The organism is Rathayibacter sp. VKM Ac-2804, from assembly GCF_009866655.1.
GTDB lineage: Bacteria > Actinomycetota > Actinomycetes > Actinomycetales > Microbacteriaceae > Rathayibacter.
Genome location: NZ_CP047420.1, coordinates 1,140,322 through 1,163,840, shown reverse-complemented (window position 1 = coordinate 1,163,840; position 23,519 = coordinate 1,140,322). Strand labels below are relative to the sequence as shown.

The following is a 23,519-nucleotide window of genomic DNA, read 5'->3' as shown; positions in this document are numbered from 1 at the left end:
CCCGGCGGTGTCGGCGCGGGTCCGCCCCCGCCGACCCGGAGATGGTTGACTGGAAGACCGATGCCTGACAACCGCGAACGACTGCTGGAGTACCTCTCCCGCGCCGACGGCTGGGTGACGGCGCACGAGCTCGCCGACCGGCTCGGGGTCACCACCCGGAGCGTCCGCAGCTACGTGACCGCGGTCAAGGCCCAGGCGGCTCCGCTCGAGCCCGTGGAGTCGTCGGCCAACGGCTACCGGCTCGCGCGGGACGCGTACTCGGCGTTCCTCGAGACCCGGCTGCTCCGCGACGTCGAGCCGGACACCCCGCGCGACCGGCTGTACAGCATCGTCCGGCGCCTGGTCGACTCCGACGACGGGCTCGACGTCGCCGTTCTCGCCGAGACGCTCTCCGTCAGCGAATCGACGATCGACGCGGATCTGCGGCGGGTCAAGGCGCTGGCGGACGAGGCGGGGCTGGCCCTCGTGCGCCGCGGCCCGGCCGTGCGGCTCGAGGGCAGCGAGGAGGCGCGACGCCGGCTGATCTCGCGGATGTTCCGCGACGAGAGCGCACAGGGCGTCTTCACGCTCGACGACGTGCAGCGCGAGTTCGCCTCCCCCGGTCTCGGCGCGTTCAAGACCGAGCTGCTCGCCGAGCTCGAGACCCGCGGCTACTACATCAACGACTACGGCGTGAACAGCGTGCTGCTGCACATCGCGATCGCCGTCGACCGCGTCTCGCGGGGCATCGGCGACCCGTCCGGCTCGCGCCCCTCCCCCGCGGTCCACGGCGAGCTGGCCGCACTGCTCGCCGAGCTCGTCGCGCGCCACTTCGCCACGAGGCTGACCGACGCGGAGCTGGCCCAGCTGGCGATCCTGATGACGACGAGGGTGGCGACTCCAGGACAGAACGAGCCCGTCGCGGCCGTCGTCGAGAACTACCTCGACCCCGAGGACGTCGCGGTCGTCCGCGAGCTCGTCGCCGACGTCAACGAGGCCTACCTGGTCGACCTGGACGACGAGGGCTTCATCGTCCGCCTCGCGCTGCACGTGCGGAACCTCGTCGCGCGGGCGGCGGAAGGCGGCTACTCGCGCAATCCGCTCACGCGCTCGATCAAGACGAGCTTCCCGATGACCTACGAGATCGCGGTCTTCCTCGCGAGCGGGCTGCAGCGGCTCCGCGGCATCACGGTCAACGAGGACGAGATCGCCTACATCGCCCTGCACGTCGGCTCGTTCCTCGAGCGCGTGTCCCGGCGCGAGGAGCGGCTCTCCTGCGTCATCGTCTGCCCCAACTACTACGACCTCGCGCACATGCTGCGGCTGCGGGTCGAGCGCTCGCTCGGCACCGAGGTCGAGGTCCGCTCCCTGATCACCCGGAGCGACGTCGACTGGGACCGCCTCACCGCCGACCTGGTGATCACGACGATCGACGAGCGGCCCGCCTCCGAGGACGTCGTCGTGGTGCAGCCGTTCCTCACCGACCACGACGTGGACGCCGTGCGGCGCGCGATCGCGCGCGTGCGCCGGCACCGCCGCCGGGCGCGGATCAAGGACGAGCTGCTGCAGTTCTTCGACGAGTCGCTCTTCTTCCGGAACGTGCACGCCCGCGATGAGGCCGCGATGATCCGGCTGCTCGGCGAGCGGATGATCGCCGGCGGCATCATCGACGACGACTACGTCGACGGGGCGATCGAGCGCGAGCGGATGAGCTCCACCGCGTTCACCGACAACCTCGCCGTCCCGCACGCCATGGCGATGAGCGCGCGCCGGACCGCGATCGCCATCGTCGTGAACGACGTGCCGATGGCGTGGGGCGAGCAGCGGGTGAACGTGATCGCGATGATCGCCTTCGCCTCCGCCGGGCGCAGCAGCTTCCAGTCCGTCTTCGACCAGTTCGTCGAGGTCTTCGCCGACCGTGCCGAGGTGCAGCGGCTGATCCGCCGCTCCACGGACTTCGGCGGCTTCATCGAGGAGCTCGTCCGCGTCATCGACAGCTGACGCGGGTCTCGATACGCCGCCCCGCGGAACCCGATCAGGGCGTGCCCCTGTCCCTGGCGCGGGTGGGCGGTCAGACTCGGCAGGGGGCGCCCCCGATCGCTGCGACGAAGGAGCATCCCATGTCTGTCGATCCCGAGGTCTACCGTTCTGCGCTGGATCGATCGTCCGCCGCCGCGATGCGGTGGATCGAGTCCCTTCCGGGTCGGCCGATACCGCCGTCCAGGGACGTCGAGCAGATGGCGGAGACGTTCGGCGGGCCGTGGCAGGAGGGCCCGCTCGATCCCGCCGTCGTGGTGGAGGAGCTCGCGACGCTCGCCGAGCCCGGGCTGATGGCGATGCCCTCCGGGCGCTTCTTCGGCTGGGTGATCGGCGGCACCCTGCCCGCCGCGCTCGGCGCGGACTGGCTGGTCAGCGCCTGGGATCAGAACGCCGCCATGCGCTACGCCTCACCGGCGACGGCCGCCGTCGAGCAGGTCGCCGGCGAGTGGCTGCTCACGGCGCTCGGGCTCCCGGCGACGGCGGACGTCGGCTTCACCACCGGGGCGACGATGGCGAACGTCGTCGGGCTGGCCGCCGCCCGCGCCTTCGTACTGGATCGGGTGGGCTGGGACGTGAACGCCCACGGCCTGCAGGGAGCACCGCGGCTCACTGTTCTGGCCGGCAGGGAGCGGCACACCTCTGTCGATCTCGCCCTGCGCTACCTGGGGCTCGGGGCACCCGCTGTCGTCGACACCGACGACCAGGGCCGCCTCCTCGTCGACGCCCTCCGCGTCGCGCTCGAGCGTGCGGACGGCCCCGTGATCGTCTGCCTCCAGGCCGGGAACCTGCACTCCGGCGCCTTCGATCCGATGGCCGACGCGATCGCGATCGCGCACGAGCACGGCGCGTGGGTGCACGTCGACGGCGCCTTCGGCTTGTGGGCGGGCGCCAGCCCCGCGCTCCGTCCGCTGCTGCGCGGGATCGAGACGGCGGACTCCTGGGCGACCGACGCACACAAGACGCTCAACGTGCCGTACGACTGCGGAGTCGCCGTCGTGGCGCGGAGCGGGGCCGCGGGTGCGGCTCTGGGGACCCGGACGGCCTACCTGATCCGCGCCGACGGCGACGAGCCGGACCCCATGGACCTGACACCGGAGATGTCCCGCCGAGCACGCGGTGTCCCGGTATGGGCGGCCCTGCGACAGCTGGGCCGGACCGGCCTCGTCTCCCTCGTCGACGGACTGGCCGCCACCGCGCGGGATCTGGCGGATCGACTCTCGGCGATCCCGGGTGTCAGCGTGCTGAACGAGGTCGTCTTCACCCAGGTCTGCCTGGCCTTCGAGTCCGACGAACGGACCCGGGAGGTGACTCGCCGGCTCATCGAGGACGGGACCGTCTGGATGTCGGGCTCCCACTGGCGCGGGCGGGACGTGCTGCGGATCTCGGTGAGCAACTGGTCGACCGATGCCGCCGATGTCGCCACGAGCGTCGCCGCCGTCCGCGCGGCGGCAGGCGCTCCCCCGGTGTGACCTCGCCGAGGCGCGGCCGGACGTCGGAGCGCCTCAGACGATCGGCGTCGGCACGATCCCGTACTGCGCCAGGCCCGCGGCCCCGCCGTCGGCGAGGGTCGTCACCCAGATGCCGTCGCGGTGCACCGCGACGGAGTGCTCCCAGTGCGCGGACATGCTGCCGTCGACGGTGGCGACCGTCCAGTCGTCCTCGCGCACGACGGTCTCGGCGCTGCCGGCCGTGACCATGGGCTCGATGGCGACGACGAGGCCCGGCTTCACCTCCGGGCCGCGCTGGCGGACCCGGTAGTTGAAGACCGGCGGCGCCTCGTGCATCGTGCGGCCGATGCCGTGGCCGATGTAGTCGGTGAGGATCCCGTAGACGCGGCCCGAGGCCTCGGCCTCGTCCTCGATGTACTCCTCGATCGCCGCGCCCACCTCGTTGAGGTGCCGCGCCGCCGCGAGAGCCGCGATGCCGCGCCAGAGCGAGCCCTCGGTGACGCGGGACAGCGCCTCCCGGCGCGCGACCTCGTCGGGCCGCTCGTCGTCGGGCAGCACGAGCGTCATCGCCGAGTCACCGTTCCAGCCGTCGATCTCGGCGCCGCTGTCGATCGAGACGATGTCACCGGCCTCGAGGACGCGGCCGCCGGGGATCCCGTGCACGACCTCGTCGTTCACCGACGCGCAGATCGTGTGCCGGTAGCCCGGCACGAGCTGGAAGTTCGAGTGACCGCCGAGCGCGACGATCGCCGCCTCGGCGATCGCGTCGAGCTCGAGCGTGCTGACCCCGGGTCGGACCGCGGCGCGCACGGCGTCGAGGGAGGCGGCGGTCGCCAGCCCCGGCGCGATCATCGATCGCAGCTGGGCCGGCGTCTTGTAGAGGGAGGAGCGCAGCGCCACGGGTCAGGCGGCCGGCGAGTCGCCGACGAGGCGACCGACGCGGTGGCCCTCGAGGGCGACGACGATGCGCTCGGTGACCTCGTCGACCGGGCCGAGGCCGTCGACGACGATGACGAGCCCGCGCGCGGCGTAGATGTCGATCAGCGGCGCGGTCTGCTCCTCGTAGAGGGCGAGACGGTGCCGGATGACTTCCTCGGTGTCGTCGCTGCGACCCTGCTCCGCGGAGCGCTTGAGCAGGCGGGCGACGACCTCGTCGGGGTCGGCCGTCAGCTGCACGACCGCGTCGAGCCGATTGCCGTCCGCCGCGACGATGCGGTCGAGCTCGTCGACCTGCTCCGTCGTGCGCGGGTAGCCGTCGAGGAGGAAGCCCGTCGAGACGTCGGCCTCCTGCAGCCGGTCGTGCACGATCGCATTGGTCAGCTCGTCGGGCACGTAGCGGCCGGCGTCGAGGTAGGACTTGGCCTGCAGGCCGAGCTCGGTCTCGTTCGCCACGTTCGCGCGGAAGATGTCACCCGTCGAGATCGCGGGTACCTTCAGGACCTCGCTGAGCCGAGCGGCCTGAGTCCCCTTGCCGGCGCCCGGAGGGCCGATCAGCAGCAGACGGAAGCCGACCGGGGTCGAGGTCATCGGAGGAGCCCTTCGTAGTGGCGCTGCTGCAGCTGGGAGTCGATCTGCTTCACCGTCTCGAGTCCGACTCCGACGATGATCAGGATGGACGTGCCGCCGAACGGGAAGTTCTGGTTCGCGCCGACGAGCGCGAGCGCCACGAGCGGCACGAGCGCGATCAGACCGAGGTAGACCGAGCCGGGCAGCGTCACGCGGGTCAGGACGTAGTTCAGGTACTCGGCGGTCGGACGACCGGCGCGGATGCCGGGGATGAAGCCGCCGTAGCGCTTCATGTTGTCGGCGACCTCGTCCGGGTTGAAGGTGATCGCGACGTAGAAGTAGGTGAAGCCGACGATCAGCAGGAAGTACAGCGCCATGTAGAGCGGGTGATCGCCCTTGGTGAGGTAGTTCGTGATCCAGGTCACCCAGAAGGGCGCCTCCTGGCCGGCTGCGGGCTGGTTGAACTGCGCGATGAGCGCGGGCAGGTACAGCAGCGACGAGGCGAAGATGACGGGCACGACGCCGGCCATGTTGACCTTGATCGGGATGTAGGTGTTGTTGCCGCCGTACGTTCTGCGCCCGACCATCCGCTTGGCGTACTGCACGGGGATCCGCCGCTGCGACTGCTCGACGAAGACGACCGCGACGACGAGCACGAGCCCGACCGCGAGGACGAGGAGGAAGGTCTCGAAGCCGCGCGACTGCGCGATCGACCAGAGCGAGGTGGGGAACTGGGCGGCGATCGAGGTGAAGATCAGGAGCGACATGCCGTTGCCGATGCCGCGCTCGGTGATGAGCTCGCCCATCCACATGATGATGCCGGTGCCCGCGGTCATGGTGATGACCATGAGCAGGATGGAGTACCACTCGTCGGTGATGATGAGCGCCGAGCACTCCGGGACACCGGAGTTGCCGAACAGCGCGCCCGAGCGGGCGACGGTGATGAGGGTGGTCGACTGCAGGACGCCCAGCGCGATCGTGAGATAGCGGGTGTACTGCGTCAGACGGCCCTGGCCCGACTGGCCCTCCTTGTAGAGGGTCTCGAAGTGCGGGATGACCACGCGCAGCAGCTGCACGATGATCGACGCCGTGATGTACGGCATGATGCCGAGCGCGAAGATCGACAGCTGGAGCAGGGCTCCACCGCTGAAGAGGTTCACGAGCTCGTACAGACCGGAGGTGCCCTGGTTGCCGGCGAGGCAGGCCTGGACGGCCTCGAAGTCGACGAACGGAGCAGGGATGAAGGATCCCAGCCGGAAGATCGCCACGATCGCGAGGGTGAAGCCGATCTTGCGGCGGAGGTCGGGGGTGCGGAAGATCCGCGCTACGGCGCCAAACATCTACCTAGGGTCTCCTGCTCAGTTCTGGGTGCGGGATACAGGTCGAGCTTGCCGCGCGCTCCCCGTGGGGAGTCGACGCGACAAGCTCGACCGACAAGCTGCTGGTGCTACTTGATGGATCCGCCCGCGGCGACGATCTTCTGCTCGGCAGAGCTGGAGACCTTGTCGACCGCGACGTTCAGCGTAACCGCAATGTCCCCGTCGCCGAGAACCTTCACCTTCTCGTTCTTGCGAACGGCACCCTTCGCGACCAGGTCGCTGATGGTGACGTCGCCGCCCTGAGGGTAGAGCTCCGCGAGAGCGGACAGGTTCACGACCTGGTACTCGACGCGGAACGGGTTCTTGAAGCCGCGGAGCTTCGGGGTGCGCATGTGCAGCGGCATCTGCCCACCCTCGAAGCCGACGCGCACCTGGTAGCGGGCCTTGGTGCCCTTGGTGCCGCGACCGGCGGTCTTTCCCTTGGATCCCTCACCGCGACCGACGCGGGTCTTCGCCTTCTTGGCGCCGACCGCGGGACGGAGGTGGTGGACCTTGAGCACGTGCTCCTTGGTCGAGGCCTGCTCGGGAGTCGTGGACTCCGCGACGGCCTGGTTCTTCTCAGCCATTAGTCAATCTCCTCGACCTTCACCAGGTGGGCGACGGTCTTCACGTATCCGCGGTTCTGAGAGTTGTCCTCGCGGACGACGCTCTGACCGATCTTCCTGAGGCCGAGCGAGCGCAGCGTGTCGCGCTGGTACTGCTTCTCACTGACCTTCGACTTGATCTGGGTCACCTTGAGCTGGGCCATCAGGCACCTGCCTTCGACTTGGACGCGGCGGCGAGGGCGTCGGCCTCGGCACGGACGAGCCGGGGCGGCGCGACCTGGTCGAAGTCGAGCCCGCGACGAGCGGCGACGGCGCGCGGCTCCTCGAGCTGCTGCAGGGCCGTCACCGTCGCGTGGACGATGTTGATGGTGTTCGACGAGCCGAGCGACTTGCTCAGGACGTCGTGGATGCCGGCGCACTCGAGCACGGCGCGGACGGGACCGCCGGCGATGACACCGGTACCCGCGGCGGCGGGGCGCAGGAGCACCACACCGGCAGCGGCCTCACCCTGGACGGGGTGCGGGATGGTCGAGCCGACGCGCGGGACGCGGAAGAAGTTCTTCTTCGCCTCCTCGACGCCCTTGGAGATGGCGGTGGGGACCTCGCGGGCCTTGCCGTAGCCGACTCCGACGAGTCCGTTGCCGTCGCCGACGACGACCAGCGCGGTGAAGCTGAAGCGACGACCGCCCTTGACGACCTTCGACACGCGGTTGATGGTCACGACGCGCTCGAGGAACTGGCTCTTCTCGGAGTCGCGGCCACCGCGGTCGCGGCCACCCTGGTTGCGGTCACGGCCGCCACGACGGGGCTCGCGGGCCTCCTGCTGGGGCTGCGTGGACGCAGCGGTCTCGACGGGGGCCTCCGACACGGCGGCGACCTCGGGTTCCTTGCTCTCTGCGGCGGTCACAGGTTGAGCCCTGCCTCTCGTGCTCCATCGGCGATCGCGGCGACGCGACCGGCGTACTTGTTGCCTCCGCGGTCGAAGACGACCGCCTCGACTCCTGCGGTCTTCGCGCGCTCGGCGAGAAGCTCGCCGACCCGGCGGGCCTTGGCGGTCTTGTCACCGTCGAACACGCGGAGGTCGGCCTCGAGGGTCGACGCGGACGCGAGGGTGCGGCCCTGCGAGTCGTCGACGATCTGCACGAAGACGTGACGGGCCGATCGGTTGACGACGAGACGGGGGCGCTCGGCGGAGCCGACGACCTTCTTGCGCAGACGGTCGTGACGACGACCGCGCGCAGCGGACTTGCTCTTTCCTCTGGTTCCGAGTCCCATGATCACTTACCGCTCTTTCCGGCCTTGCGGCGAACGACCTCGCCGGCGTAGCGCACGCCCTTGCCCTTGTAGGGCTCGGGCTTGCGGATCTTACGAATGTTGGCGGCCACTTCGCCGACGGCCTGCTTGGAGATGCCGTGCACGGTGACCTTGTTGTTGCCCTCGACCGTGAACGAGATGCCCGCGGGAGGGGTGACGACGACCGGGTGCGAGAAGCCGAGGGCGAACTCGATGTCCGAGCCCTTCACCAGCACGCGGTAACCGGTTCCGACGACCTCGAGGCCCTTGGAGTAGCCCTGCGTGACACCGATGATGTCGTTCGCGATGAGCGTCCGGGTGAGGCCGTGCAGCGAGCGCGACTCGCGCTCGTCGTCGGGGCGGGAGACCAGGACCTGGCCGCCTTCGACGGCGACCTGGATGGGGCTGGCGACCGGGACGGTCAGCTCGCCCTTGGGGCCCTTGACGGTGACGAGGGATCCGGCGACGGAGACGTCGACGCCCGCCGGGATCTCGATGGGGAGTCTTCCGATTCGCGACATGGGGTTACCACACGTAGGCGAGGATCTCCCCACCCACGCCCTTCTTCTCGGCCTGACGATCGGTCAGCAGACCGCTCGACGTGGACAGGATGGCGACGCCGAGGCCACCGAGGACGGTGGGGATCTCGGTCGACTTCGCGTAGACGCGCAGTCCCGGCTTCGAGACGCGCTTGATGCCGGCGATGGAGCGCTCGCGGTTCGGTCCGTACTTGAGGGAGATGGAGAGCGTCGTGCCGACGCGCGCCTCCTCGACCTTCCAGTCGGAGATGTAGCCCTCGCGCTTGAGGATCTCGGCGATGTTCGCCTTGAGCTTCGAGCCGGGGAGGGCGATGGAGTCGTGGTGCGCGGAGTTCGCGTTGCGGATTCTGGTCAGCAGATCTGCGACCGGATCAGTCATGGTCATGGCTGATGGTGCCTTTCTCGCCTGGTTTCGGCACCCTTTACAAGAGTGACGACCTGTGGTGTGGGACGGCGCCGACGACGTCGACGCCCATGCGGCCGCGCGAGCGCAGGCCAACGAGCCATGGTACACGGCTGAGGGCCGGCGGTCGAGGGCCGACGGCCGATCCTCCCGGAGGAGGACCGGAGCTCTGGGAGTGCACCCGGACAGCGGGGCGGCCGGGTGCACAGCGAGGCCGGAGGGCGGGTGATCCGCCCTCCGGCCTCGGGGGTCGTGCTACGCGTTGTCCGCCGACTTGAACGGGAAGCCGAGCTGCTTGAGCAGCGCGCGACCCTCGTCGTCGGTCTTCGCGGTGGTGACCACGGTCACGTCGAAGCCGCGGACGCGGTCGATGCGGTCCTGGTCGATCTCGTGGAAGATCGACTGCTCCGTGATGCCGAAGGTGTAGTTGCCGTTGCCGTCGAACTGGCGGTCCGAGAGACCGCGGAAGTCGCGGATGCGCGGCAGCGCCACCGAGAGCAGGCGGTCCAGGAACTCCCACGCGCGGTCACCGCGGAGGGTGACGTGCGCGCCGATGGCCTGGCCCTCGCGCAGCTTGAACTGCGCGATGGACTTGCGGGCCTTCGTGACCTGGGGCTTCTGGCCCGTGATCGCGGTGAGGTCCTTGATGGCGCCGTCGATGATCTTGCCGTCGCGGGCAGCCTCGCCGACTCCGGTGTTCACGACGACCTTGACCAGTCCGGGGACCTGGTGGACGTTCGAGAAGCCGAACTGCTCCTTGAGAGCGGGGATGATGTCGGCCTGGTACTTGGCCTTGAGCCGCGGCTGAACCTTCGCAGCCACTGCGGTGGTGTCAGTCATTACAGTTCCTCACCCGACGCCTTCGCGTAGCGCACGCGAACCGTCTTGGTCACGCCGTCCTTGGTGACGGCCACGTTGCGGTGGCCGACCCGGGTCGGCTTCTTGGTCTTCGGGTCGACGACCGCGACGTTCGAGATGTGGAGCGGGGCCTCGATGGTCTCGATGCCGCCCTCCTTCGAGCCGCGCTGCGACTGGCCGACGCGGTTGTGCTTCTTGACGAAGTTCACACCCTCGACGACGACGCGGTTCTTCTCGACCAGGACCTCGAGAACCTTGCCCTGCTTGCCGCGGTCTCCGCCGCGAGCCTGCGTCGCGCCCGAGATGACCTGCACGAGGTCACCCTTCTTGATCTTGGCCATGACTAGATAACCTCCGGTGCCAGCGAGACGATCTTCATGAACTTCTTGTCGCGGAGCTCGCGACCGACCGGTCCGAAGATGCGGGTGCCGCGGGGGTCCCCGTCGTTCTTCAGGATCACGGCGGCGTTCTCGTCGAACTTGATGTACGAGCCGTCGGGACGACGGGTCTGCTTGATGGTCCGGACGATGACGGCCTTGACCACATCGCCCTTCTTGACGTTTCCGCCGGGGATCGCGTCCTTGACGGTCGCGACGATGACATCACCGAGGCCGGCGTAGCGGCGGCCGGAGCCACCGAGCACGCGGATGGTGAGGAGCATCTTGGCGCCGGTGTTGTCGGCGACCTTGACTCGGGATTCTTGCTGAAGCATGTGTCTCTCCTGCTAACTCAAGCGGGCCGGGGCCTACTTGGCCTTCTCGAGGATCTCGACCAGGCGCCAGCGCTTGGTGGCGCTGAGGGGACGGGTCTCGCTGATGACGACGGAGTCGCCGATGCCGGCGGAGTTCAGCTCGTCGTGGACCTTGACCTTGGACGTGCGGCGGATGACCTTGCCGTACAGCGGGTGCTTCACCCGGTCCTCGACCTCGACGACGATGGTCTTGTCCATCTTGTCGCTGGTCACGTAGCCGCGACGGGTCTTGCGGTAACCGCGAGCGCCCGCCTCCTTGATGTCGTGGGCGGCCGACTCGTGGCCGGCGCTGTCAGTGACGGTTGCCATTACTTGGCCTCCTCGTTCGACTCGGTCGCCTCGACCTCGGCCTTGGCGGCCTTCTTGGTCTTCGGCTTCTTCTCCGCCTTGGCCGGGGCCTCGACGGGTGCGGGGGTGGCGCGGATGCCCAGCTCGCGCTCACGGATGACCGTGTAGATGCGGGCGATGTCGCGCTTGACGGCACGCAGGCGGCCGTTGGTGTCCAGCTGGCCGGTGGCCGACTGGAAGCGGAGGTTGAACAGCTCCTCCTTGGCCTTCTTCAGCTCCGTGACGAGACGCTCGTCCTCGAAGGTGTCGAGCTCGGTGGGAACGAGCTCCTTGGATCCGATCGCCATTATGCGTCTCCCTCCTCGCGCTTGATGATGCGTGCCTTGAGGGGCAGCTTGTGGATGGCACGGGTCATGGCCTCACGAGCGAGCTGCTCGTCGACGCCGGCGACCTCGAAAAGGACGCGACCCGGCTTGACGTTCGCGACCCACCACTCCGGCGAGCCCTTTCCGGAACCCATGCGGGTCTCGGCGGGCTTCTTGGTCAGCGGGCGGTCGGGGTAGATGTTGATCCACACCTTTCCACCGCGCTTGATGTGGCGCGTCATGGCGATACGAGCGGACTCGATCTGACGGTTGGTCACGTAGGCCGGGGTGAGGGCCTGGATGCCGTACTCACCGAACGACACCTTGGTGCCACCGGTGGCCTGGCCGGAACGGCCCGGGTGGTGCTGCTTGCGGTGCTTGACTCGACGCGGAATCAACATGGTTATGCCTCAACTCCTGCTGCGACGGGCGCCTCGCTCTGCTGGCGGGGGGCGCGACGCGGACGGTCGCTGCGCTCGGGGCGCGACGACTTGCTGTTCGCCTGCTCCCGAGCGAGCTCCTTGTTGGTGATGTCGCCCTTGTAGATCCAGACCTTCACGCCGATGCGGCCGAAGGTGGTCTTCGCCTCGTAGAAGCCGTAGTCGATGTTCGCGCGGAGGGTGTGCAGCGGCACGCGTCCCTCGCGGTAGAACTCCGAGCGGCTCATCTCGGCGCCGCCGAGGCGGCCGGAGACCTGGATGCGGACGCCCTTGGCGCCGGCGCGCTGCGCGCCCTGCAGACCCTTGCGCATCGCGCGGCGGAAGGCCACGCGGGCGGAGAGCTGCTCGGCGATGCCCTGCGCGACCAGCTGAGCCTCGGCCTCGGGGTTCTTCACCTCGAGGATGTTCAGCTGGATCTGCTTGGCGGTGAGCTTCTCGAGGTCGGCGCGGATACGCTCGGCCTCGGCGCCGCGGCGGCCGATCACGATGCCCGGGCGGGCGGTGTGGATGTCGACGCGGACGCGGTCGCGGGTGCGCTCGATCTCGATGCGGGCGACGCCCGCGCGGTCGAGCTGCGTGGCGAGGAGCCGGCGGATCTTGACGTCCTCAGCGAGGAAGTCGCTGTACCGCTGGCCCTTCTTGGTGCTGTCGGAGAACCAGCGCGACACGTGGTCGGTGGTGATTCCCAGACGGAAACCGTAGGGGTTTACTTTCTGACCCATTACTTGGTCCCCTCCTCAGGAGTGGCCAGCACGACGGTGATGTGGCTGGTGCGCTTGTTGATGCGGAAGGCACGACCCTGAGCACGGGGCTGGAATCGCTTGAGGGTGGTTCCCTCATCGACGAAGGCGCGGGACACGAACAGGTCCTGGTCGTCGAGGTACTCGTTCGAGGCATCGGCCTTGACGCGAGCGTTGGCCATCGCCGAGGCGACGAGCTTGTAGACGGGCTCGGACGCACCCTGCGGGGCGAACTTGAGGATGGCCAGGGCCTCCTCCGCCTGCTTCCCGCGGATCAGGTTCACGACACGGCGAGCCTTCTGGGGGGTGACGCGGATGTGTCGCACGCGTGCGATCGACTCCACCATTTCTCTCCTCCTTCTCGTCGCCGCGTCAGCGGCGACGGCCCTTCTTGTCGTCCTTCTCGTGACCGCGGAAGGTCCGAGTGGGGGCGAACTCGCCGAGCTTGTGGCCGACCATGGTCTCGGTCACGAACACGGGGATGTGCTTGCGTCCGTCGTGGACCGCGATGGTGTGTCCCAGCATCGCCGGGATGATCATCGAACGGCGCGACCAGGTCTTGATGACGTTCTTGTTGCCGGCTTCGTTGGCCGTGAACACCTTGCGGAGCAGGTGGTCGTCAACGAAGGGGCCCTTCTTGAGACTGCGAGGCATCTTCTACAACTCCTACTTGCGCTTCTTACCGGCGGTGCGGCGGCGAACGATGAGCTTGTCGCTCTCCTTGTTGGGGCGACGGGTGCGTCCCTCGGACTGGCCCCAGGGGCTGACCGGGTGGCGTCCACCGGAGGTCTTGCCCTCTCCACCACCGTGGGGGTGGTCGACCGGGTTCATCGCGACACCGCGGACGGTCGGGCGGACGCCCTTCCAGCGCATGCGGCCGGCCTTGCCCCAGTTGATGTTCGACTGCTCGGCGTTGCCGACCTCGCCGATCGTGGCGCGGCAGCGCGCGTCGACGTTGCGGATCTCGCCCGACGGCAGGCGGAGCTGCGCGTAGGGGCCGTCCTTGGCGACGAGGCGGACCGAGGTGCCGGCCGAGCGGGCGAGCTTGGCGCCGCCGCCCGGCTTGATCTCGATGGCGTGGATGACCGTACCGGTCGGGATGTTGCGCAGCGGCAGGTTGTTGCCGGGCTTGATGTCGGCGCCCGAGCCCGACTCCACGACGTCGCCCTGCGAGAGCTTGTTCGGAGCCAGGATGTAGCGCTTGGTGCCGTCCACGAAGTGGAGCAGCGCGATGCGCGCCGTGCGGTTGGGGTCGTACTCGATGTGAGCGACCTTGGCGTTGATGCCGTCCTTGTCGTTGCGACGGAAGTCGATCAGGCGGTACTGGCGCTTGTGGCCACCACCGATGTGACGCGTCGTGATGCGGCCGGAGTTGTTGCGGCCACCGGTCTTGGACAGCGGGCGAAGGAGCGACTTCTCGGGCGTCGATCGGGTGATCTCGGCGAAGTCGGCAACGCTGGAGCCGCGGCGACCGGGGGTCGTGGGCTTGTACTTACGAATAGCCATTGTCTGTTTCCTCTACGCTTCTTCGGCTCAGCCGACGCTCGTGAAGATGTCGATGGTGCCGGACTTCAGCGTGACGATCGCGCGCTTCGTGTCCTTGCGCTTGCCTGCACCGAACTTCGTGCGGCGGGTCTTGCCCTGGCGGTTCAGCGTGTTGATCGACGCGACCTGGACACCGAAGATCTTCTCGATCGCGAGCTTGATCTCGGTCTTGTTGGAGCGCGGGTCGACGACGAAGGTGTACTTGCCCTCGTCGATCAGGCCGTAGGACTTCTCGGACACCACCGGGGAGATGATGACGTCGCGGGGGTCCTTGTTGAACGCGGCGGACTGGCTCATGCGTTCACCTCTTCCTTCTTGGCGCCGGACTTCGAGGCGACGAACGCGTCGAGTGCGGCCTTCGTGAAGACGATGTCGTCGGAGACGAGCACGTCGTACGCGTTGAGCTGGTCGGACGGCAGGATGTGCACGAAGGGCACGTTGCGCAGCGAGAGCTCGGCGACGAAGTCGTCGCGCTCGAGGACCACGAGGACGTTGCGCGAAACCGAGAGGGCGTCGAGCAGGACGAGGACGTCCTTCGTCTTCGGGGTGTCGCCGAGGGCGAGGGACTCGACCACGTGGATGCGGGCGCCTCGAGCGCGGTCCGAGAGAGCGCCGAGCAGAGCCGCGGCGATCATCTTCTTGGGGGTGCGCTGCGCGTAGCTGCGGGGGGTGGGTCCGTGGACCACGCCACCGCCGGTCATGTGCGGGGCGCGGATCGAGCCCTGACGAGCGCGACCGGTTCCCTTCTGCTTGAACGGCTTGCGGCCGGCTCCGGAGACCTCGCCACGGTTCTTCGTGGAGTGGGTGCCCTGGCGCGCCGCGGCGAGCTGCGCCACGACGACCTGGTGGATCAGGGGGATGTTGGTCTGGACGTCGAAGAGCTCGGCGGGGAGCTCGAACGCGCCCGACTTGTTGCCCTGGACGTCGATGATGTCGACAGAGGTAGCCATGGAACTACGCTCCCTTCACGGCGTTGCGAACGAACACGAGGCGACCGCGCGCACCGGGGACGGCGCCCTTGACGAGCAGCAGACCCTTCTCGGCGTCGACGGAGTGCACCTTGAGGTTGAGCACGGTGACGCGCTCGCCACCCATGCGACCGGCCATGCGCATGCCCTTGAAGACACGGCTGGGGGTCGAGGAGGCGCCGATGGAGCCGGGCTTGCGGTGGTTGCGGTGCGAACCGTGCGAAGCCGAGACGCCCTTGAAGTTGTGACGCTTCATGACACCGGCGAAGCCCTTGCCCTTGGAGGTGCCGACGACGTCGACCTTGGTGCCGGCTTCGAAGACGGCGTCCACGGTCAGCTCCTGGCCGGCCGAGTAGTCGGCGGCGTCGGAGGTGCGGACCTCGGTGAGGTGGCGGCGGGGGGTGACGCCCGCGGCGTCGAAGTGACCGGCGGCGGGCTTGTTCACCTTGCGCGGGTCGATCGCACCGGCGGCGAGCTGGACGGCGGTGTAGCCGTCCTTCTCCTCCGTGCGGACCTGGGTCACGACGTTGGGGCTGATCTCGATGACCGTGACGGGGACGAGCTTGTTGTTCTCGTCCCAGACCTGGGTCATTCCGAGCTTCGTGCCGAGGAGGCCCTTGCTGGTCTTCAGCGTGGGGGAAACAGTGACAGACATGGTGGCACTCCTCCTTAGAGCTTGATCTCGATGTTGACGTCGGCCGGGAGGTCGAGGCGCATCAGCGAGTCGACGGCCTTGGGCGTCGGGTCGATGATGTCGATGAGGCGCTTGTGGGTGCGCATCTCGAAGTGCTCGCGGCTGTCCTTGTACTTGTGGGGAGAACGGATCACGCAGACCACGTTCTTCTCCGTCGGAAGCGGCACGGGGCCGACGACCGTTGCACCGGCACGGGTCACCGTGTCGACGATCTTGCGCGCCGACGTGTCGATGACCTCGTGGTCGTACGACTTCAGTCGGATGCGGATCTTCTGTCCCGCCATGTGTGATCTCTCACTCTCTTGTTATTGCGTCGTACGCCACTCCCCCGGCCAGAGCCGGACTCGTGTCGCATAGGACGCGCTCGCGAAGGAACATCCGGAGAACCGGAGAAGTGCACCAGTGTTCTTCTGTCAAAAGCACCGCGCTCGAGGCGCCCTGAGAGCCGTGCAGAACGCACGACGCACGGAGAGCCCGTTGAGTTGTCGGTTGTTGTCGTTCTGCTACCCGCCGCCTCGACGTCGCACTCGCGGGGCCGCCCTCTCGGGTCGAGCCGCTGGGGCGCCGTCTCGGCACTGCCTGGCAGTGTTCCACCCCCTCGCAGCACGCTGCGCAGGCGGAAATTTTGAACTAGAAGAGTCTCTCACGGATGAGCGGGCCTTGCAACCCGGGCGTGTCGCGTCGTGCAGCTCCGTCGACGCCGGCCCTCCGCCGCGGAATCCCGGGCACTGAGGAGCCCGGGGCGACGATCGCCGCTCACTCGAAGAGCAGGGCCCGGAGGGTCGTCTCCGCGGAGGACGGCCGCGAGGGATCGATCGTCTCCCCGGCCCGGAAGTGGTCGAGGACGCGGGGGTCGACGTAGCTCGCGCGCGCCACGGTCGGCGTGTTCCCGAGCACCTCCGACGCGTCCTTCATCGCCTGCGAGATCGCCTTCGTGCGCAGCCGCTGGGTGGGCTGCGGTCCCGCCTTCGCCAGGCTCAGCGCCGCGGCGACGGTGCCGTGCAGAGTGCGGAAGTCCTTCGCCGTGAAGTCGTCCCCGGCGCGCTCGCGCACGTAGTCGTTGATGTCGCCGGCCGAGACGGGGCGCCACTGCCGGCCGTCCTTCCAGGCCAGGAGCCGCGCGTTGGGGCCGCGGCGCTTGAGCGCGCGGACCACGCGGGCGAGGTCGTGGTCGAGGATCTCGCTCGTCCAGGCCTGGTGGCTCTTGCCGGGGAAGGCGAGGGCGACGCGGTCGCCGTGCGTCGTCGCGTGCGAGCAGAGCAGCGTGGTGAGTCCGATGCTGCCGTGCTCCTTCGCGTACTGCTCGCTGCCGACCCGCAGCGAGCCGGTGTCCAGCATCCGGAACCCGGTCGCGAGGGCGCGCTCGCGGGTCGGACCGTCCTCGCGGAGGGCGACCGTGACCCGCCGGCGCGCGGCGGGGAGCGCCTCCGCGAGCCGGAGCGCCCGGTCGAACTTGATCCGGTCCTTCTGCTCGCGCCAGGTCGGGTGGTAGATGTACTGCCGGCGGCCGGCGCCGTCGACACCCGTCGCCTGGATGTGCCCGTTGGGGTACGGCGCAATCCAGACGTCCTGCCAGGCGGGCGGGATGCCGAGATGCTCGAATCGCTCGCGCAGCTCCGGATCGGTGACCGTCGCCCCCTTGGGGTCGCGGTAGCTGAAGCCGGAGCCGGAGCGGACCCGCGTGTAGCCGCGTCCGCTCGAATCGGTCCTGCGGAGTCGTTGCGTGAGCGAATCAGCCATCGACCCGACGATAGGGCGGGGGCGCCGGAACCGGCACCGGGTTGACGGGCGCCCCCGCGCCCTGCGCTACTCGTTGCCGAGGCGCTTGTCGGCCTGGCGCTTGAGGTCCTCGATGCGGTCGTCGTACTTGCCCTTGGTCAGACGGCTGGCGATGTCGCCGGTCTTCTCGAGAACCTGATCCGAGACGCCCTCCGCCTTCTCGCTGCGGAGCGTGTCCTGGACCTTCTTGCTGTTGAACAGCTCGCCGGCCTGTCGTCCGAGCTTGCCGAGATCCACCATGGTTCCTCCTTCATCGGTGCGGGCGAGGGCCGCGCGCGCCTCAGTGTGGCGACACCGCCTGGACGATCGGTGCAGGACCCGCCGGGGCGGTCAGCGACCGAGCTCGAGGACGCGGGCCGCGGCGTCGGCGAGCGCGCGTCCGTAGGAGGGGCCGTGGCCGGCGGCGTGCACCGCGAGCGGGTGCAGCTGGTGCAGCGGCACGCGCTCGGCGGCTCCGTCGCGCAGCGGGTGCACCTCCTCGTAGCCCGCGAGGACGTCGTCGAGGTGAGGCAGGCCGAACAGCGCGAGCATGGCGAGGTCCGTCTCGCGGTGTCCGCCGTGCGCGGCCGGGTCGATCAGGACCGCGCCCTCGTCCGACCACAGCACGTTGCCGTTCCAGAGGTCGCCGTGCAGGCGGGCGGGGGTGTCGTCGTCGTCGAACGCGCCCGCCGCCACGAGCTCGAGCGCGCTCTCGACGGTGCGGGCGTCCGCTGCCGACAGGCTCCCCGCATCCGCGGCCGGGCGCAGGAAGGGCCGGACGCGCTGGTCCGCGTAGAAGCGGCCCCAGGACGCCTCCGGAGTGCAGGGCATCGCGCGTCGGCCGATGTAGGCGGAGCCCGTCCATCCACTCGGCGGCGCTCCGAAGTCGTCGGCACCCGAGTCGTGGCTGCGAGCGAGGGCAGCGCCGAACCGCCGAGCGGCCTCGCGCGAGGCGCGGGCGGGCCGGATCTCCTCGAGCTCGATGCGGCCGCGCTCGACCCGCAGCACCTCGACGCAGCGCGCTCCCCCGGCCTGCTCCGCCTCGGCCAGCCAGCGCAGACCCGCCGCCTCCCACTCGAAGAACTGCGCGGGGGCGGAGGGGTTCGTCTTGACGAAGGGCATGCCTGCCACGCTAGTCGGCCACCCGCGCTGCGATCAGGAGCACGGGACCGCGGCGGGAACGACGAGAGGGGCCGCCCGCCGAAGCGGACGACCCCTCTCGAGAGATCAGTAGGAGAACCTACTTGACGATCTTGGTGACCGTTCCGGCACCCACGGTGCGGCCACCCTCACGGATGGCGAAGCCGAGGCCCTCCTCCATGGCGATCGGCTGGATCAGCGCGACCGTCATGTCGGTGGTGTCGCCGGGCATGACCATCTCGGTGCCCTCGGGCAGCGTGATGACGCCGGTGACGTCGGTGGTGCGGAAGTAGAACTGCGGGCGGTAGTTCCCGTAGAACGGGTTGTGACGCCCACCCTCGTCCTTGGACAGGATGTACGCGGTGCCCTCGAAGTCGGTGTGCGGCGTGACCGAACCCGGCTTGACGACGACCTGGCCGCGCTCGACGTCCTCGCGCTTGGTGCCGCGGAGGAGCAGACCGCAGTTCTCGCCGGCCCAGGCCTCGTCGAGCTGCTTGTGGAACATCTCGATGCCGGTGACCGTGGTCTTCTGCGTCGGGCGGATGCCGACGATCTCGACCTCGGAGTTCAGCGAGAGGGTGCCGCGCTCGGCGCGACCGGTGACGACGGTTCCACGACCGGTGATCGTGAAGACGTCCTCGATCGGCATGAGGAACGGCTTGTCCTTGTCGCGGATCGGGTCCGGGACGGAGGCGTCGACGGCGTCCATGAGGTCGAGGATGGACTGGGTCCACGCCTCGTCGCCCTCGAGGGCCTTGAGGCCGGAGACGCGGACCACGGGGGCGTCGTCGCCGGGGAAGCCCTGCGAGGACAGCAGCTCGCGGACCTCGAGCTCGACGAGCTCGAGGATCTCCTCGTCGTCCACCATGTCGGCCTTGTTCAGGGCGACGAGGAGGTACGGCACGCCGACCTGCTTGGCGAGGAGGACGTGCTCACGGGTCTGAGCCATCGGGCCGTCGGTGGCGGCGACCACGAGGATCGCGCCGTCCATCTGCGCCGCGCCGGTGATCATGTTCTTGATGTAGTCGGCGTGACCGGGGGCGTCGACGTGCGCGTAGTGGCGCTTCGGCGTCTCGTACTCGACGTGCGAGATGTTGATCGTGATGCCGCGCTGGCGCTCCTCGGGAGCGGAGTCGATCGACGCGAAGTCACGCTGGACGTTGGTCGCGGACGGGTACTTGTCCGCCAGAACCTTCGAGATCGCCGCGGTGAGGGTGGTCTTTCCGTGGTCGACGTGACCGATGGTTCCGATGTTGACGTGCGGCTTGGTCCGCTCGAACTTGGCCTTAGCCACTGTGGGTCCTCCTCAGGACTTAGGTGCAAGCATCCGCATCCGACGCCGCACGGGGCGGCACGAGGACAGGAGGACTTGCGGGGGTTTTGTGTACGTATGTTACCGGCAGTGGTCGCGCGGGCCATCCGATGAGGATCCGAGGCGCGCAGAACGCGGCAGCAAACCCGCACGACACTACCAGTCCCGCCGCGGTTCCGCAGAACCGCGGCGGGGTGGGGACGGTGCTACTCGCCCTTGTTCTTCTGGACGATCTCCTCGGCCACGGCCTTGGGGACCTCGGCGTAGGTCTCGAACGTCATCGAGTAGACCGCGCGGCCCGAGGTCTTCGAGCGCAGGTCGCCGATGTAGCCGAACATCTCGGACAGCGGGACGTTGGCCTTGATGACCTTGACGCCCGCGGCGTCCTCCATCGACTGGATCATCCCGCGACGCGAGTTGAGGTCGCCGATGACGTCGCCCATGTACTCCTCGGGCGTGCGGACCTCGACGGCCATCAGCGGCTCGAGGAGGACCGGCTGCGCCTTGCGCGAGGCCTCCTTGAACGCGATGGAGCCGGCGATCTTGAACGCCATCTCCGAGGAGTCGACGTCGTGCGCAGCACCGTCGGTCAGCGTGGCCTTGATGCCCACCATGGGGTAGCCGGCGAGGACGCCTACCAGCATGGCGTCGCGGATGCCCGCGTCGACCGAGGGGATGTACTCGCGGGGGACGCGACCACCGGTGACGCCGTTGACGAACTCGTAGGTCTTGTCGGCCTCGACCTCCATCGGCTCGATGGAGATCTGGACCTTCGCGAACTGACCCGAGCCACCCGTCTGCTTCTTGTGGGTGTAGTCGTACTTCTCGACCGTGCGGCGGATCGTCTCGCGGTAGGCCACCTGCGGCTTGCCGACGTTGGCCTCGACGTTGAACTCGCGCTTCATGCGGTCCACCAGGATGTCGAGGTGCAGCTCGCCCATTCCCTTGATGACCGTCTGACCGGTCTCCTGGTTCTGCTCGGTGCGGAAGGTGGGGTCCTCCTCCGCGAGCTTCTGGATCGCGGTGCCCAGCTTCTCCTGGTCGGCCTTCGTCTTGGGCTCGATGGCGACCTCGATGACGGGCTCCGGGAAGGTCATCGACTCGAGCACGACCTGCGCGGTCGGGTCGCTCAGGGTGTCACCGGTGGTGGTGTCCTTGAGGCCGATGACGGCGTAGATGTGGCCGGCGGTGACCGAGTCGACCGGGTTCTCCTTGTTGGAGTGCATCTGGAAGATCTTGCCGATGCGCTCCTTCTTGCCCTTGGTCGAGTTGATGACCTGGGCGCCGGAGTCGAGCTTGCCCGAGTAGACGCGGACGTAGGTGAGGCGACCGAAGAACGGGTGCACCGCGACCTTGAACGCGAGCGCCGAGAAGGGCTCGGTCGAGTCCGCGTGGCGCATGATGACCTTCTCCTCGTCGCGGACGTCGTGCGCCTCGATGGCGGGGACGTCGAGCGGGGAGGGAAGGTAGTCGACGACCGCGTCGAGCATCGGCTGGACGCCGCGGTTCTTGAACGCGGAGCCGCAGAGCACGGGGTAGATGTCCGAGTTGACGGTCAGCTTGCGGATGGCGCCCTTGATCTCGGCGACCGTGAGCTCCTCACCGCCGAAGTACTTCTCGAGCAGCTCGTCGGAGGTCTCCGCGACGGTCTCGAGCAGCTTCTCGCGGTACTCGGCGGCCTTGTCGGCCAGATCCGCGGGGATCTCCTCGATCTCGTACTTCGCGCCCAGCGCGACGTCACCCTTCGAGTCGCCGCGCCACGTGAGCGCGCGCATCTCGACGAGGTCGACGACGCCCTCGAAGCTGGACTCCGCGCCGATGGGCAGCTGGATGACCAGCGGCTTGGCGCCGAGGCGGTTGATGATCGTGTCGACCGTGAAGTAGAAGTCGGCGCCGAGCTTGTCCATCTTGTTGACGAAGCAGATGCGCGGGACGTCGTACTTGTCGGCCTGACGCCAGACGGTCTCGGACTGGGGCTCGACGCCCTCCTTGCCGTCGAAGACGGCGACGGCGCCGTCGAGGACGCGCAGCGAGCGCTCGACCTCGACCGTGAAGTCGACGTGACCGGGGGTGTCGATGATGTTGATCTGGTTCTTGTTCCAGAAGCACGTCGTCGCGGCGGACGTGATCGTGATGCCGCGCTCCTGCTCCTGCGCCATCCAGTCCATCGTGGCGGCGCCGTCGTGGACCTCACCGATCTTGTGCGTGATACCCGTGTAGAACAGGATGCGCTCGGTGGTGGTGGTCTTGCCGGCATCGATGTGGGCCATGATGCCGATGTTGCGGACCTTGTTCAGGTCGGTGAGCACATCTTGTGCCACGGAGTTCCTCCGATAGGTGATGGAGCCAGCGCAACGGGTTCATGGCCGATCGGCTGGGATCGTGATGGTGGCGGTCGCCCGTCCACGCCGGATCCGAGGATCCGCCGCCGGGTCCGGGACCGCGGCGCACGCACTGAGGCGCGCGCCGCGGGACCGGGGGTCGCGCTCGCCGAGGGCGGGCGCGGGGTGCGCTACCAGCGGTAGTGCGCGAAGGCCTTGTTCGACTCGGCCATCTTGTGGGTGTCCTCGCGACGCTTGACAGCGGCGCCCAGACCGTTCGACGCGTCGAGGATCTCGTTCATGAGACGCTCGGTCATCGTCTTCTCGCGACGGGCCTTCGCGTAGCTGGTGAGCCAGCGGAGGGCGAGGGTGTTGGCGCGGTGCGGCTTGACCTCGACGGGGACCTGGTAGGTCGAGCCGCCGACGCGGCGGCTGCGGACCTCGAGGGTCGGACGGACGTTGTCGAGCGCCTTCTTGAGCGTGACGACGGCGTCCTGGCCGTTCTTGGTCGAGACCCCCTCGAGCGCGCCGTAGACGATGCGCTCGGCGAGGCCCTTCTTGCCGTCCAGGAGGATCTTGTTCACGAGCTGGCTGACGACCGGGGCGCCGTAGACGGGGTCTGCGACGACGGGGCGCTTAGGAGCGGGTCCCTTACGAGGCATTACTTCTTCTCCATCTTCGCGCCGTACCGGCTGCGAGCCTGCTTGCGGTTCTTGACGGCCTGGGTGTCCAGGGCGCCGCGAACGATCTTGTAGCGGACACCGGGGAGGTCCTTCACACGACCGCCGCGGACGAGCACCATCGAGTGCTCCTGGAGGTTGTGGCCCTCACCGGGGATGTAGGCCGTGACCTCGGTGCCGTTGGAGAGCTTGACGCGGGCCACCTTGCGGAGGGCCGAGTTCGGCTTCTTGGGCGTGGTCGTGTAGACGCGCGTGCAGACGCCGCGCTGCTGGGGGTTGGCCTTCAGGGCGGGCGCCTTGGTCTTGGTGACCTTCGGCGTGCGTCCCTTTCGGACCAACTGCTGAATCGTTGGCACTGATTTGCTCCTTGAATGCTGCACGGTGACAGCGGATCGATGGTCGACATTCGGCCTGCCCGTCTCCGGGACGGCCGAGTTCATCTGGACCCGACTCCCTCTCGGCGCCGACGAGCGGAGACCTGGAGGAGGAGGGGTATGCCGTGGGGGCCGCCCGATCGGACGAACCCG

The 23,519-nt window shown here is 68.6% G+C and carries 32 protein-coding genes; 2 read left to right on the top strand and 30 right to left on the bottom strand.

Annotated elements, in window-relative coordinates; all coding sequences use genetic code 11:
• Positions 1-60: 60 nt before the first annotated feature.
• Both GTU73_RS05430 and GTU73_RS05425 read left to right on the top strand, forming a co-directional pair.
• On the top strand, positions 61-1,980 hold the full coding sequence (locus tag GTU73_RS05430; RefSeq protein WP_160087633.1) for a PTS sugar transporter subunit IIA: 1,920 nt from the start codon (positions 61-63) through the stop codon (positions 1,978-1,980).
• Between the two features lie 119 nt (positions 1,981-2,099).
• Complete coding sequence (locus GTU73_RS05425; protein ID WP_160087632.1) at positions 2,100-3,488, top strand: aminotransferase class V-fold PLP-dependent enzyme; 1,389 nt, start codon at positions 2,100-2,102, stop codon at positions 3,486-3,488.
• Between the two features lie 33 nt (positions 3,489-3,521).
• Here GTU73_RS05425 and map read toward each other — a convergent pair whose 3' ends face one another.
• The 30 genes from map to rpsL all read right to left on the bottom strand — a co-directional run bounded on the left by map (position 3,522) and on the right by rpsL (position 23,348).
• Entirely contained in the window at positions 3,522-4,367 is an 846-nt protein-coding gene (map, locus tag GTU73_RS05420) for a type I methionyl aminopeptidase (RefSeq protein ID WP_160087631.1), read from the bottom strand.
• Between the two features lie 3 nt (positions 4,368-4,370).
• Positions 4,371-4,994, bottom strand: coding sequence for an adenylate kinase (locus GTU73_RS05415; protein ID WP_123445057.1), 624 nt, complete (start codon positions 4,992-4,994; stop codon positions 4,371-4,373).
• Positions 4,991-6,313, bottom strand: a complete 1,323-nt coding sequence (secY, locus tag GTU73_RS05410; protein WP_123445056.1) for a preprotein translocase subunit SecY — start codon at positions 6,311-6,313, stop codon at positions 4,991-4,993. Before secY ends, GTU73_RS05415 begins: the two co-directional genes overlap by 4 nt.
• A 107-nt stretch (positions 6,314-6,420) precedes the next feature.
• Positions 6,421-6,918, bottom strand: coding sequence for a 50S ribosomal protein L15 (gene rplO, locus GTU73_RS05405; RefSeq protein ID WP_160087630.1), 498 nt, complete (start codon positions 6,916-6,918; stop codon positions 6,421-6,423).
• On the bottom strand, positions 6,918-7,100 hold the full coding sequence (rpmD, locus tag GTU73_RS05400; protein ID WP_173232138.1) for a 50S ribosomal protein L30: 183 nt from the start codon (positions 7,098-7,100) through the stop codon (positions 6,918-6,920). The genes rplO and rpmD overlap by 1 nt, the downstream gene beginning before the upstream one ends.
• The gene (rpsE, locus tag GTU73_RS05395) at positions 7,100-7,765 is read right to left on the bottom strand and encodes a 30S ribosomal protein S5 (RefSeq protein ID WP_173250993.1); all 666 of its coding nucleotides are present in this window, start codon (positions 7,763-7,765) and stop codon (positions 7,100-7,102) included. Before rpsE ends, rpmD begins: the two co-directional genes overlap by 1 nt.
• A 35-nt stretch (positions 7,766-7,800) precedes the next feature.
• A complete protein-coding gene (gene rplR / locus GTU73_RS05390) occupies positions 7,801-8,172 on the bottom strand; it encodes a 50S ribosomal protein L18 (RefSeq protein ID WP_160091229.1) in 372 nt (123 codons plus the stop codon).
• 2 nt (positions 8,173-8,174) lie between these two features.
• A complete protein-coding gene (gene rplF, locus GTU73_RS05385; protein ID WP_123445052.1) occupies positions 8,175-8,711 on the bottom strand; it encodes a 50S ribosomal protein L6 in 537 nt (178 codons plus the stop codon).
• Between the two features lie 4 nt (positions 8,712-8,715).
• Complete coding sequence (gene rpsH, locus GTU73_RS05380; RefSeq protein ID WP_123445051.1) at positions 8,716-9,114, bottom strand: 30S ribosomal protein S8; 399 nt, start codon at positions 9,112-9,114, stop codon at positions 8,716-8,718.
• A 273-nt stretch (positions 9,115-9,387) separates the two neighbouring features.
• Positions 9,388-9,972, bottom strand: coding sequence for a 50S ribosomal protein L5 (gene rplE / locus GTU73_RS05375; RefSeq protein ID WP_160087626.1), 585 nt, complete (start codon positions 9,970-9,972; stop codon positions 9,388-9,390).
• Complete coding sequence (gene rplX, locus GTU73_RS05370) at positions 9,972-10,331, bottom strand: 50S ribosomal protein L24 (protein ID WP_123445049.1); 360 nt, start codon at positions 10,329-10,331, stop codon at positions 9,972-9,974. Before rplX ends, rplE begins: the two co-directional genes overlap by 1 nt.
• Positions 10,332-10,333: 2 nt before the next feature.
• Positions 10,334-10,702, bottom strand: coding sequence for a 50S ribosomal protein L14 (rplN, locus tag GTU73_RS05365; protein WP_123445048.1), 369 nt, complete (start codon positions 10,700-10,702; stop codon positions 10,334-10,336).
• Between the two features lie 33 nt (positions 10,703-10,735).
• Entirely contained in the window at positions 10,736-11,050 is a 315-nt protein-coding gene (gene rpsQ, locus GTU73_RS05360) for a 30S ribosomal protein S17 (RefSeq protein ID WP_123445047.1), read from the bottom strand.
• Positions 11,050-11,376 carry a 50S ribosomal protein L29 gene (gene rpmC, locus GTU73_RS05355; RefSeq protein WP_056037322.1) on the bottom strand — a complete coding sequence of 109 codons (327 nt, stop codon included), beginning with the start codon at positions 11,374-11,376 and terminating at the stop codon, positions 11,050-11,052. The genes rpsQ and rpmC overlap by 1 nt, the downstream gene beginning before the upstream one ends.
• Entirely contained in the window at positions 11,376-11,795 is a 420-nt protein-coding gene (gene rplP / locus GTU73_RS05350; RefSeq protein ID WP_123445045.1) for a 50S ribosomal protein L16, read from the bottom strand. The genes rpmC and rplP overlap by 1 nt, the downstream gene beginning before the upstream one ends.
• A 2-nt stretch (positions 11,796-11,797) precedes the next feature.
• On the bottom strand, positions 11,798-12,556 hold the full coding sequence (gene rpsC / locus GTU73_RS05345; protein ID WP_056037327.1) for a 30S ribosomal protein S3: 759 nt from the start codon (positions 12,554-12,556) through the stop codon (positions 11,798-11,800).
• The gene (gene rplV, locus GTU73_RS05340) at positions 12,556-12,921 is read right to left on the bottom strand and encodes a 50S ribosomal protein L22 (RefSeq protein ID WP_123445044.1); all 366 of its coding nucleotides are present in this window, start codon (positions 12,919-12,921) and stop codon (positions 12,556-12,558) included. The genes rpsC and rplV overlap by 1 nt, the downstream gene beginning before the upstream one ends.
• A 25-nt stretch (positions 12,922-12,946) precedes the next feature.
• Complete coding sequence (rpsS, locus tag GTU73_RS05335; RefSeq protein WP_055787078.1) at positions 12,947-13,228, bottom strand: 30S ribosomal protein S19; 282 nt, start codon at positions 13,226-13,228, stop codon at positions 12,947-12,949.
• 12 nt (positions 13,229-13,240) lie between these two features.
• The gene (gene rplB, locus GTU73_RS05330; protein ID WP_123445043.1) at positions 13,241-14,080 is read right to left on the bottom strand and encodes a 50S ribosomal protein L2; all 840 of its coding nucleotides are present in this window, start codon (positions 14,078-14,080) and stop codon (positions 13,241-13,243) included.
• Between the two features lie 27 nt (positions 14,081-14,107).
• Entirely contained in the window at positions 14,108-14,416 is a 309-nt protein-coding gene (rplW, locus tag GTU73_RS05325) for a 50S ribosomal protein L23 (protein ID WP_160087624.1), read from the bottom strand.
• On the bottom strand, positions 14,413-15,069 hold the full coding sequence (rplD, locus tag GTU73_RS05320; RefSeq protein WP_160087622.1) for a 50S ribosomal protein L4: 657 nt from the start codon (positions 15,067-15,069) through the stop codon (positions 14,413-14,415). The genes rplW and rplD overlap by 4 nt, the downstream gene beginning before the upstream one ends.
• Positions 15,070-15,073: 4 nt before the next feature.
• Complete coding sequence (rplC, locus tag GTU73_RS05315) at positions 15,074-15,742, bottom strand: 50S ribosomal protein L3 (RefSeq protein WP_104224566.1); 669 nt, start codon at positions 15,740-15,742, stop codon at positions 15,074-15,076.
• Positions 15,743-15,756: 14 nt separating this feature from the next.
• The gene (rpsJ, locus tag GTU73_RS05310; protein WP_005050520.1) at positions 15,757-16,065 is read right to left on the bottom strand and encodes a 30S ribosomal protein S10; all 309 of its coding nucleotides are present in this window, start codon (positions 16,063-16,065) and stop codon (positions 15,757-15,759) included.
• Between the two features lie 472 nt (positions 16,066-16,537).
• On the bottom strand, positions 16,538-17,521 hold the full coding sequence (locus tag GTU73_RS05305) for a DNA topoisomerase IB (protein ID WP_160087620.1): 984 nt from the start codon (positions 17,519-17,521) through the stop codon (positions 16,538-16,540).
• A 66-nt stretch (positions 17,522-17,587) separates the two neighbouring features.
• Positions 17,588-17,800 carry an Rv0909 family putative TA system antitoxin gene (locus GTU73_RS05300; protein WP_133960597.1) on the bottom strand — a complete coding sequence of 71 codons (213 nt, stop codon included), beginning with the start codon at positions 17,798-17,800 and terminating at the stop codon, positions 17,588-17,590.
• Between the two features lie 90 nt (positions 17,801-17,890).
• The gene (locus GTU73_RS05295) at positions 17,891-18,661 is read right to left on the bottom strand and encodes a fructosamine kinase family protein (RefSeq protein WP_160087618.1); all 771 of its coding nucleotides are present in this window, start codon (positions 18,659-18,661) and stop codon (positions 17,891-17,893) included.
• Between the two features lie 118 nt (positions 18,662-18,779).
• On the bottom strand, positions 18,780-19,973 hold the full coding sequence (gene tuf, locus GTU73_RS05290; RefSeq protein WP_123445037.1) for an elongation factor Tu: 1,194 nt from the start codon (positions 19,971-19,973) through the stop codon (positions 18,780-18,782).
• Between the two features lie 224 nt (positions 19,974-20,197).
• Positions 20,198-22,312 (bottom strand): elongation factor G, encoded by a 2,115-nt coding sequence (gene fusA, locus GTU73_RS05285; RefSeq protein WP_123445036.1) that lies wholly within the window; start codon positions 22,310-22,312, stop codon positions 20,198-20,200.
• 191 nt (positions 22,313-22,503) lie between these two features.
• Positions 22,504-22,974 carry a 30S ribosomal protein S7 gene (rpsG, locus tag GTU73_RS05280; protein WP_056037355.1) on the bottom strand — a complete coding sequence of 157 codons (471 nt, stop codon included), beginning with the start codon at positions 22,972-22,974 and terminating at the stop codon, positions 22,504-22,506.
• Positions 22,974-23,348, bottom strand: coding sequence for a 30S ribosomal protein S12 (gene rpsL, locus GTU73_RS05275; protein WP_011186743.1), 375 nt, complete (start codon positions 23,346-23,348; stop codon positions 22,974-22,976). Before rpsL ends, rpsG begins: the two co-directional genes overlap by 1 nt.
• Between the last annotated feature and the right edge of the window lie 171 nt (positions 23,349-23,519).

What these genes read in the sequence shown, in the direction of transcription:
- GTU73_RS05430 (WP_160087633.1), top strand. Translation starts at nt 61, where the DNA reads ATGCCTGACAACCGCGAACGACTGCTGGAGTACCTCTCCCGCGCCGAC.
- GTU73_RS05425 (WP_160087632.1), top strand. Translation starts at nt 2,100, where the DNA reads ATGTCTGTCGATCCCGAGGTCTACCGTTCTGCGCTGGATCGATCGTCC.
- GTU73_RS05415 (WP_123445057.1), bottom strand. Translation starts at nt 4,994, where the DNA reads ATGACCTCGACCCCGGTCGGCTTCCGTCTGCTGCTGATCGGCCCTCCG.
- secY (WP_123445056.1), bottom strand. Translation starts at nt 6,313, where the DNA reads ATGTTTGGCGCCGTAGCGCGGATCTTCCGCACCCCCGACCTCCGCCGC.
- rplO (WP_160087630.1), bottom strand. Translation starts at nt 6,918, where the DNA reads ATGGCTGAGAAGAACCAGGCCGTCGCGGAGTCCACGACTCCCGAGCAG.
- rpmD (WP_173232138.1), bottom strand. Translation starts at nt 7,100, where the DNA reads ATGGCCCAGCTCAAGGTGACCCAGATCAAGTCGAAGGTCAGTGAGAAG.
- rplR (WP_160091229.1), bottom strand. Translation starts at nt 8,172, where the DNA reads ATGGGACTCGGAACCAGAGGAAAGAGCAAGTCCGCTGCGCGCGGTCGT.
- rplF (WP_123445052.1), bottom strand. Translation starts at nt 8,711, where the DNA reads ATGTCGCGAATCGGAAGACTCCCCATCGAGATCCCGGCGGGCGTCGAC.
- rpsH (WP_123445051.1), bottom strand. Translation starts at nt 9,114, where the DNA reads ATGACCATGACTGATCCGGTCGCAGATCTGCTGACCAGAATCCGCAAC.
- rplE (WP_160087626.1), bottom strand. Translation starts at nt 9,972, where the DNA reads ATGACTGACACCACCGCAGTGGCTGCGAAGGTTCAGCCGCGGCTCAAG.
- rplX (WP_123445049.1), bottom strand. Translation starts at nt 10,331, where the DNA reads ATGGCCAAGATCAAGAAGGGTGACCTCGTGCAGGTCATCTCGGGCGCG.
- rplN (WP_123445048.1), bottom strand. Translation starts at nt 10,702, where the DNA reads ATGCTTCAGCAAGAATCCCGAGTCAAGGTCGCCGACAACACCGGCGCC.
- rpsQ (WP_123445047.1), bottom strand. Translation starts at nt 11,050, where the DNA reads ATGGCAACCGTCACTGACAGCGCCGGCCACGAGTCGGCCGCCCACGAC.
- rpmC (WP_056037322.1), bottom strand. Translation starts at nt 11,376, where the DNA reads ATGGCGATCGGATCCAAGGAGCTCGTTCCCACCGAGCTCGACACCTTC.
- rplP (WP_123445045.1), bottom strand. Translation starts at nt 11,795, where the DNA reads ATGTTGATTCCGCGTCGAGTCAAGCACCGCAAGCAGCACCACCCGGGC.
- rpsC (WP_056037327.1), bottom strand. Translation starts at nt 12,556, where the DNA reads ATGGGTCAGAAAGTAAACCCCTACGGTTTCCGTCTGGGAATCACCACC.
- rplV (WP_123445044.1), bottom strand. Translation starts at nt 12,921, where the DNA reads ATGGTGGAGTCGATCGCACGCGTGCGACACATCCGCGTCACCCCCCAG.
- rpsS (WP_055787078.1), bottom strand. Translation starts at nt 13,228, where the DNA reads ATGCCTCGCAGTCTCAAGAAGGGCCCCTTCGTTGACGACCACCTGCTC.
- rplB (WP_123445043.1), bottom strand. Translation starts at nt 14,080, where the DNA reads ATGGCTATTCGTAAGTACAAGCCCACGACCCCCGGTCGCCGCGGCTCC.
- rplW (WP_160087624.1), bottom strand. Translation starts at nt 14,416, where the DNA reads ATGAGCCAGTCCGCCGCGTTCAACAAGGACCCCCGCGACGTCATCATC.
- rplD (WP_160087622.1), bottom strand. Translation starts at nt 15,069, where the DNA reads ATGGCTACCTCTGTCGACATCATCGACGTCCAGGGCAACAAGTCGGGC.
- rplC (WP_104224566.1), bottom strand. Translation starts at nt 15,742, where the DNA reads ATGTCTGTCACTGTTTCCCCCACGCTGAAGACCAGCAAGGGCCTCCTC.
- rpsJ (WP_005050520.1), bottom strand. Translation starts at nt 16,065, where the DNA reads ATGGCGGGACAGAAGATCCGCATCCGACTGAAGTCGTACGACCACGAG.
- GTU73_RS05305 (WP_160087620.1), bottom strand. Translation starts at nt 17,521, where the DNA reads ATGGCTGATTCGCTCACGCAACGACTCCGCAGGACCGATTCGAGCGGA.
- GTU73_RS05300 (WP_133960597.1), bottom strand. Translation starts at nt 17,800, where the DNA reads ATGGTGGATCTCGGCAAGCTCGGACGACAGGCCGGCGAGCTGTTCAAC.
- GTU73_RS05295 (WP_160087618.1), bottom strand. Translation starts at nt 18,661, where the DNA reads ATGCCCTTCGTCAAGACGAACCCCTCCGCCCCCGCGCAGTTCTTCGAG.
- rpsG (WP_056037355.1), bottom strand. Translation starts at nt 22,974, where the DNA reads ATGCCTCGTAAGGGACCCGCTCCTAAGCGCCCCGTCGTCGCAGACCCC.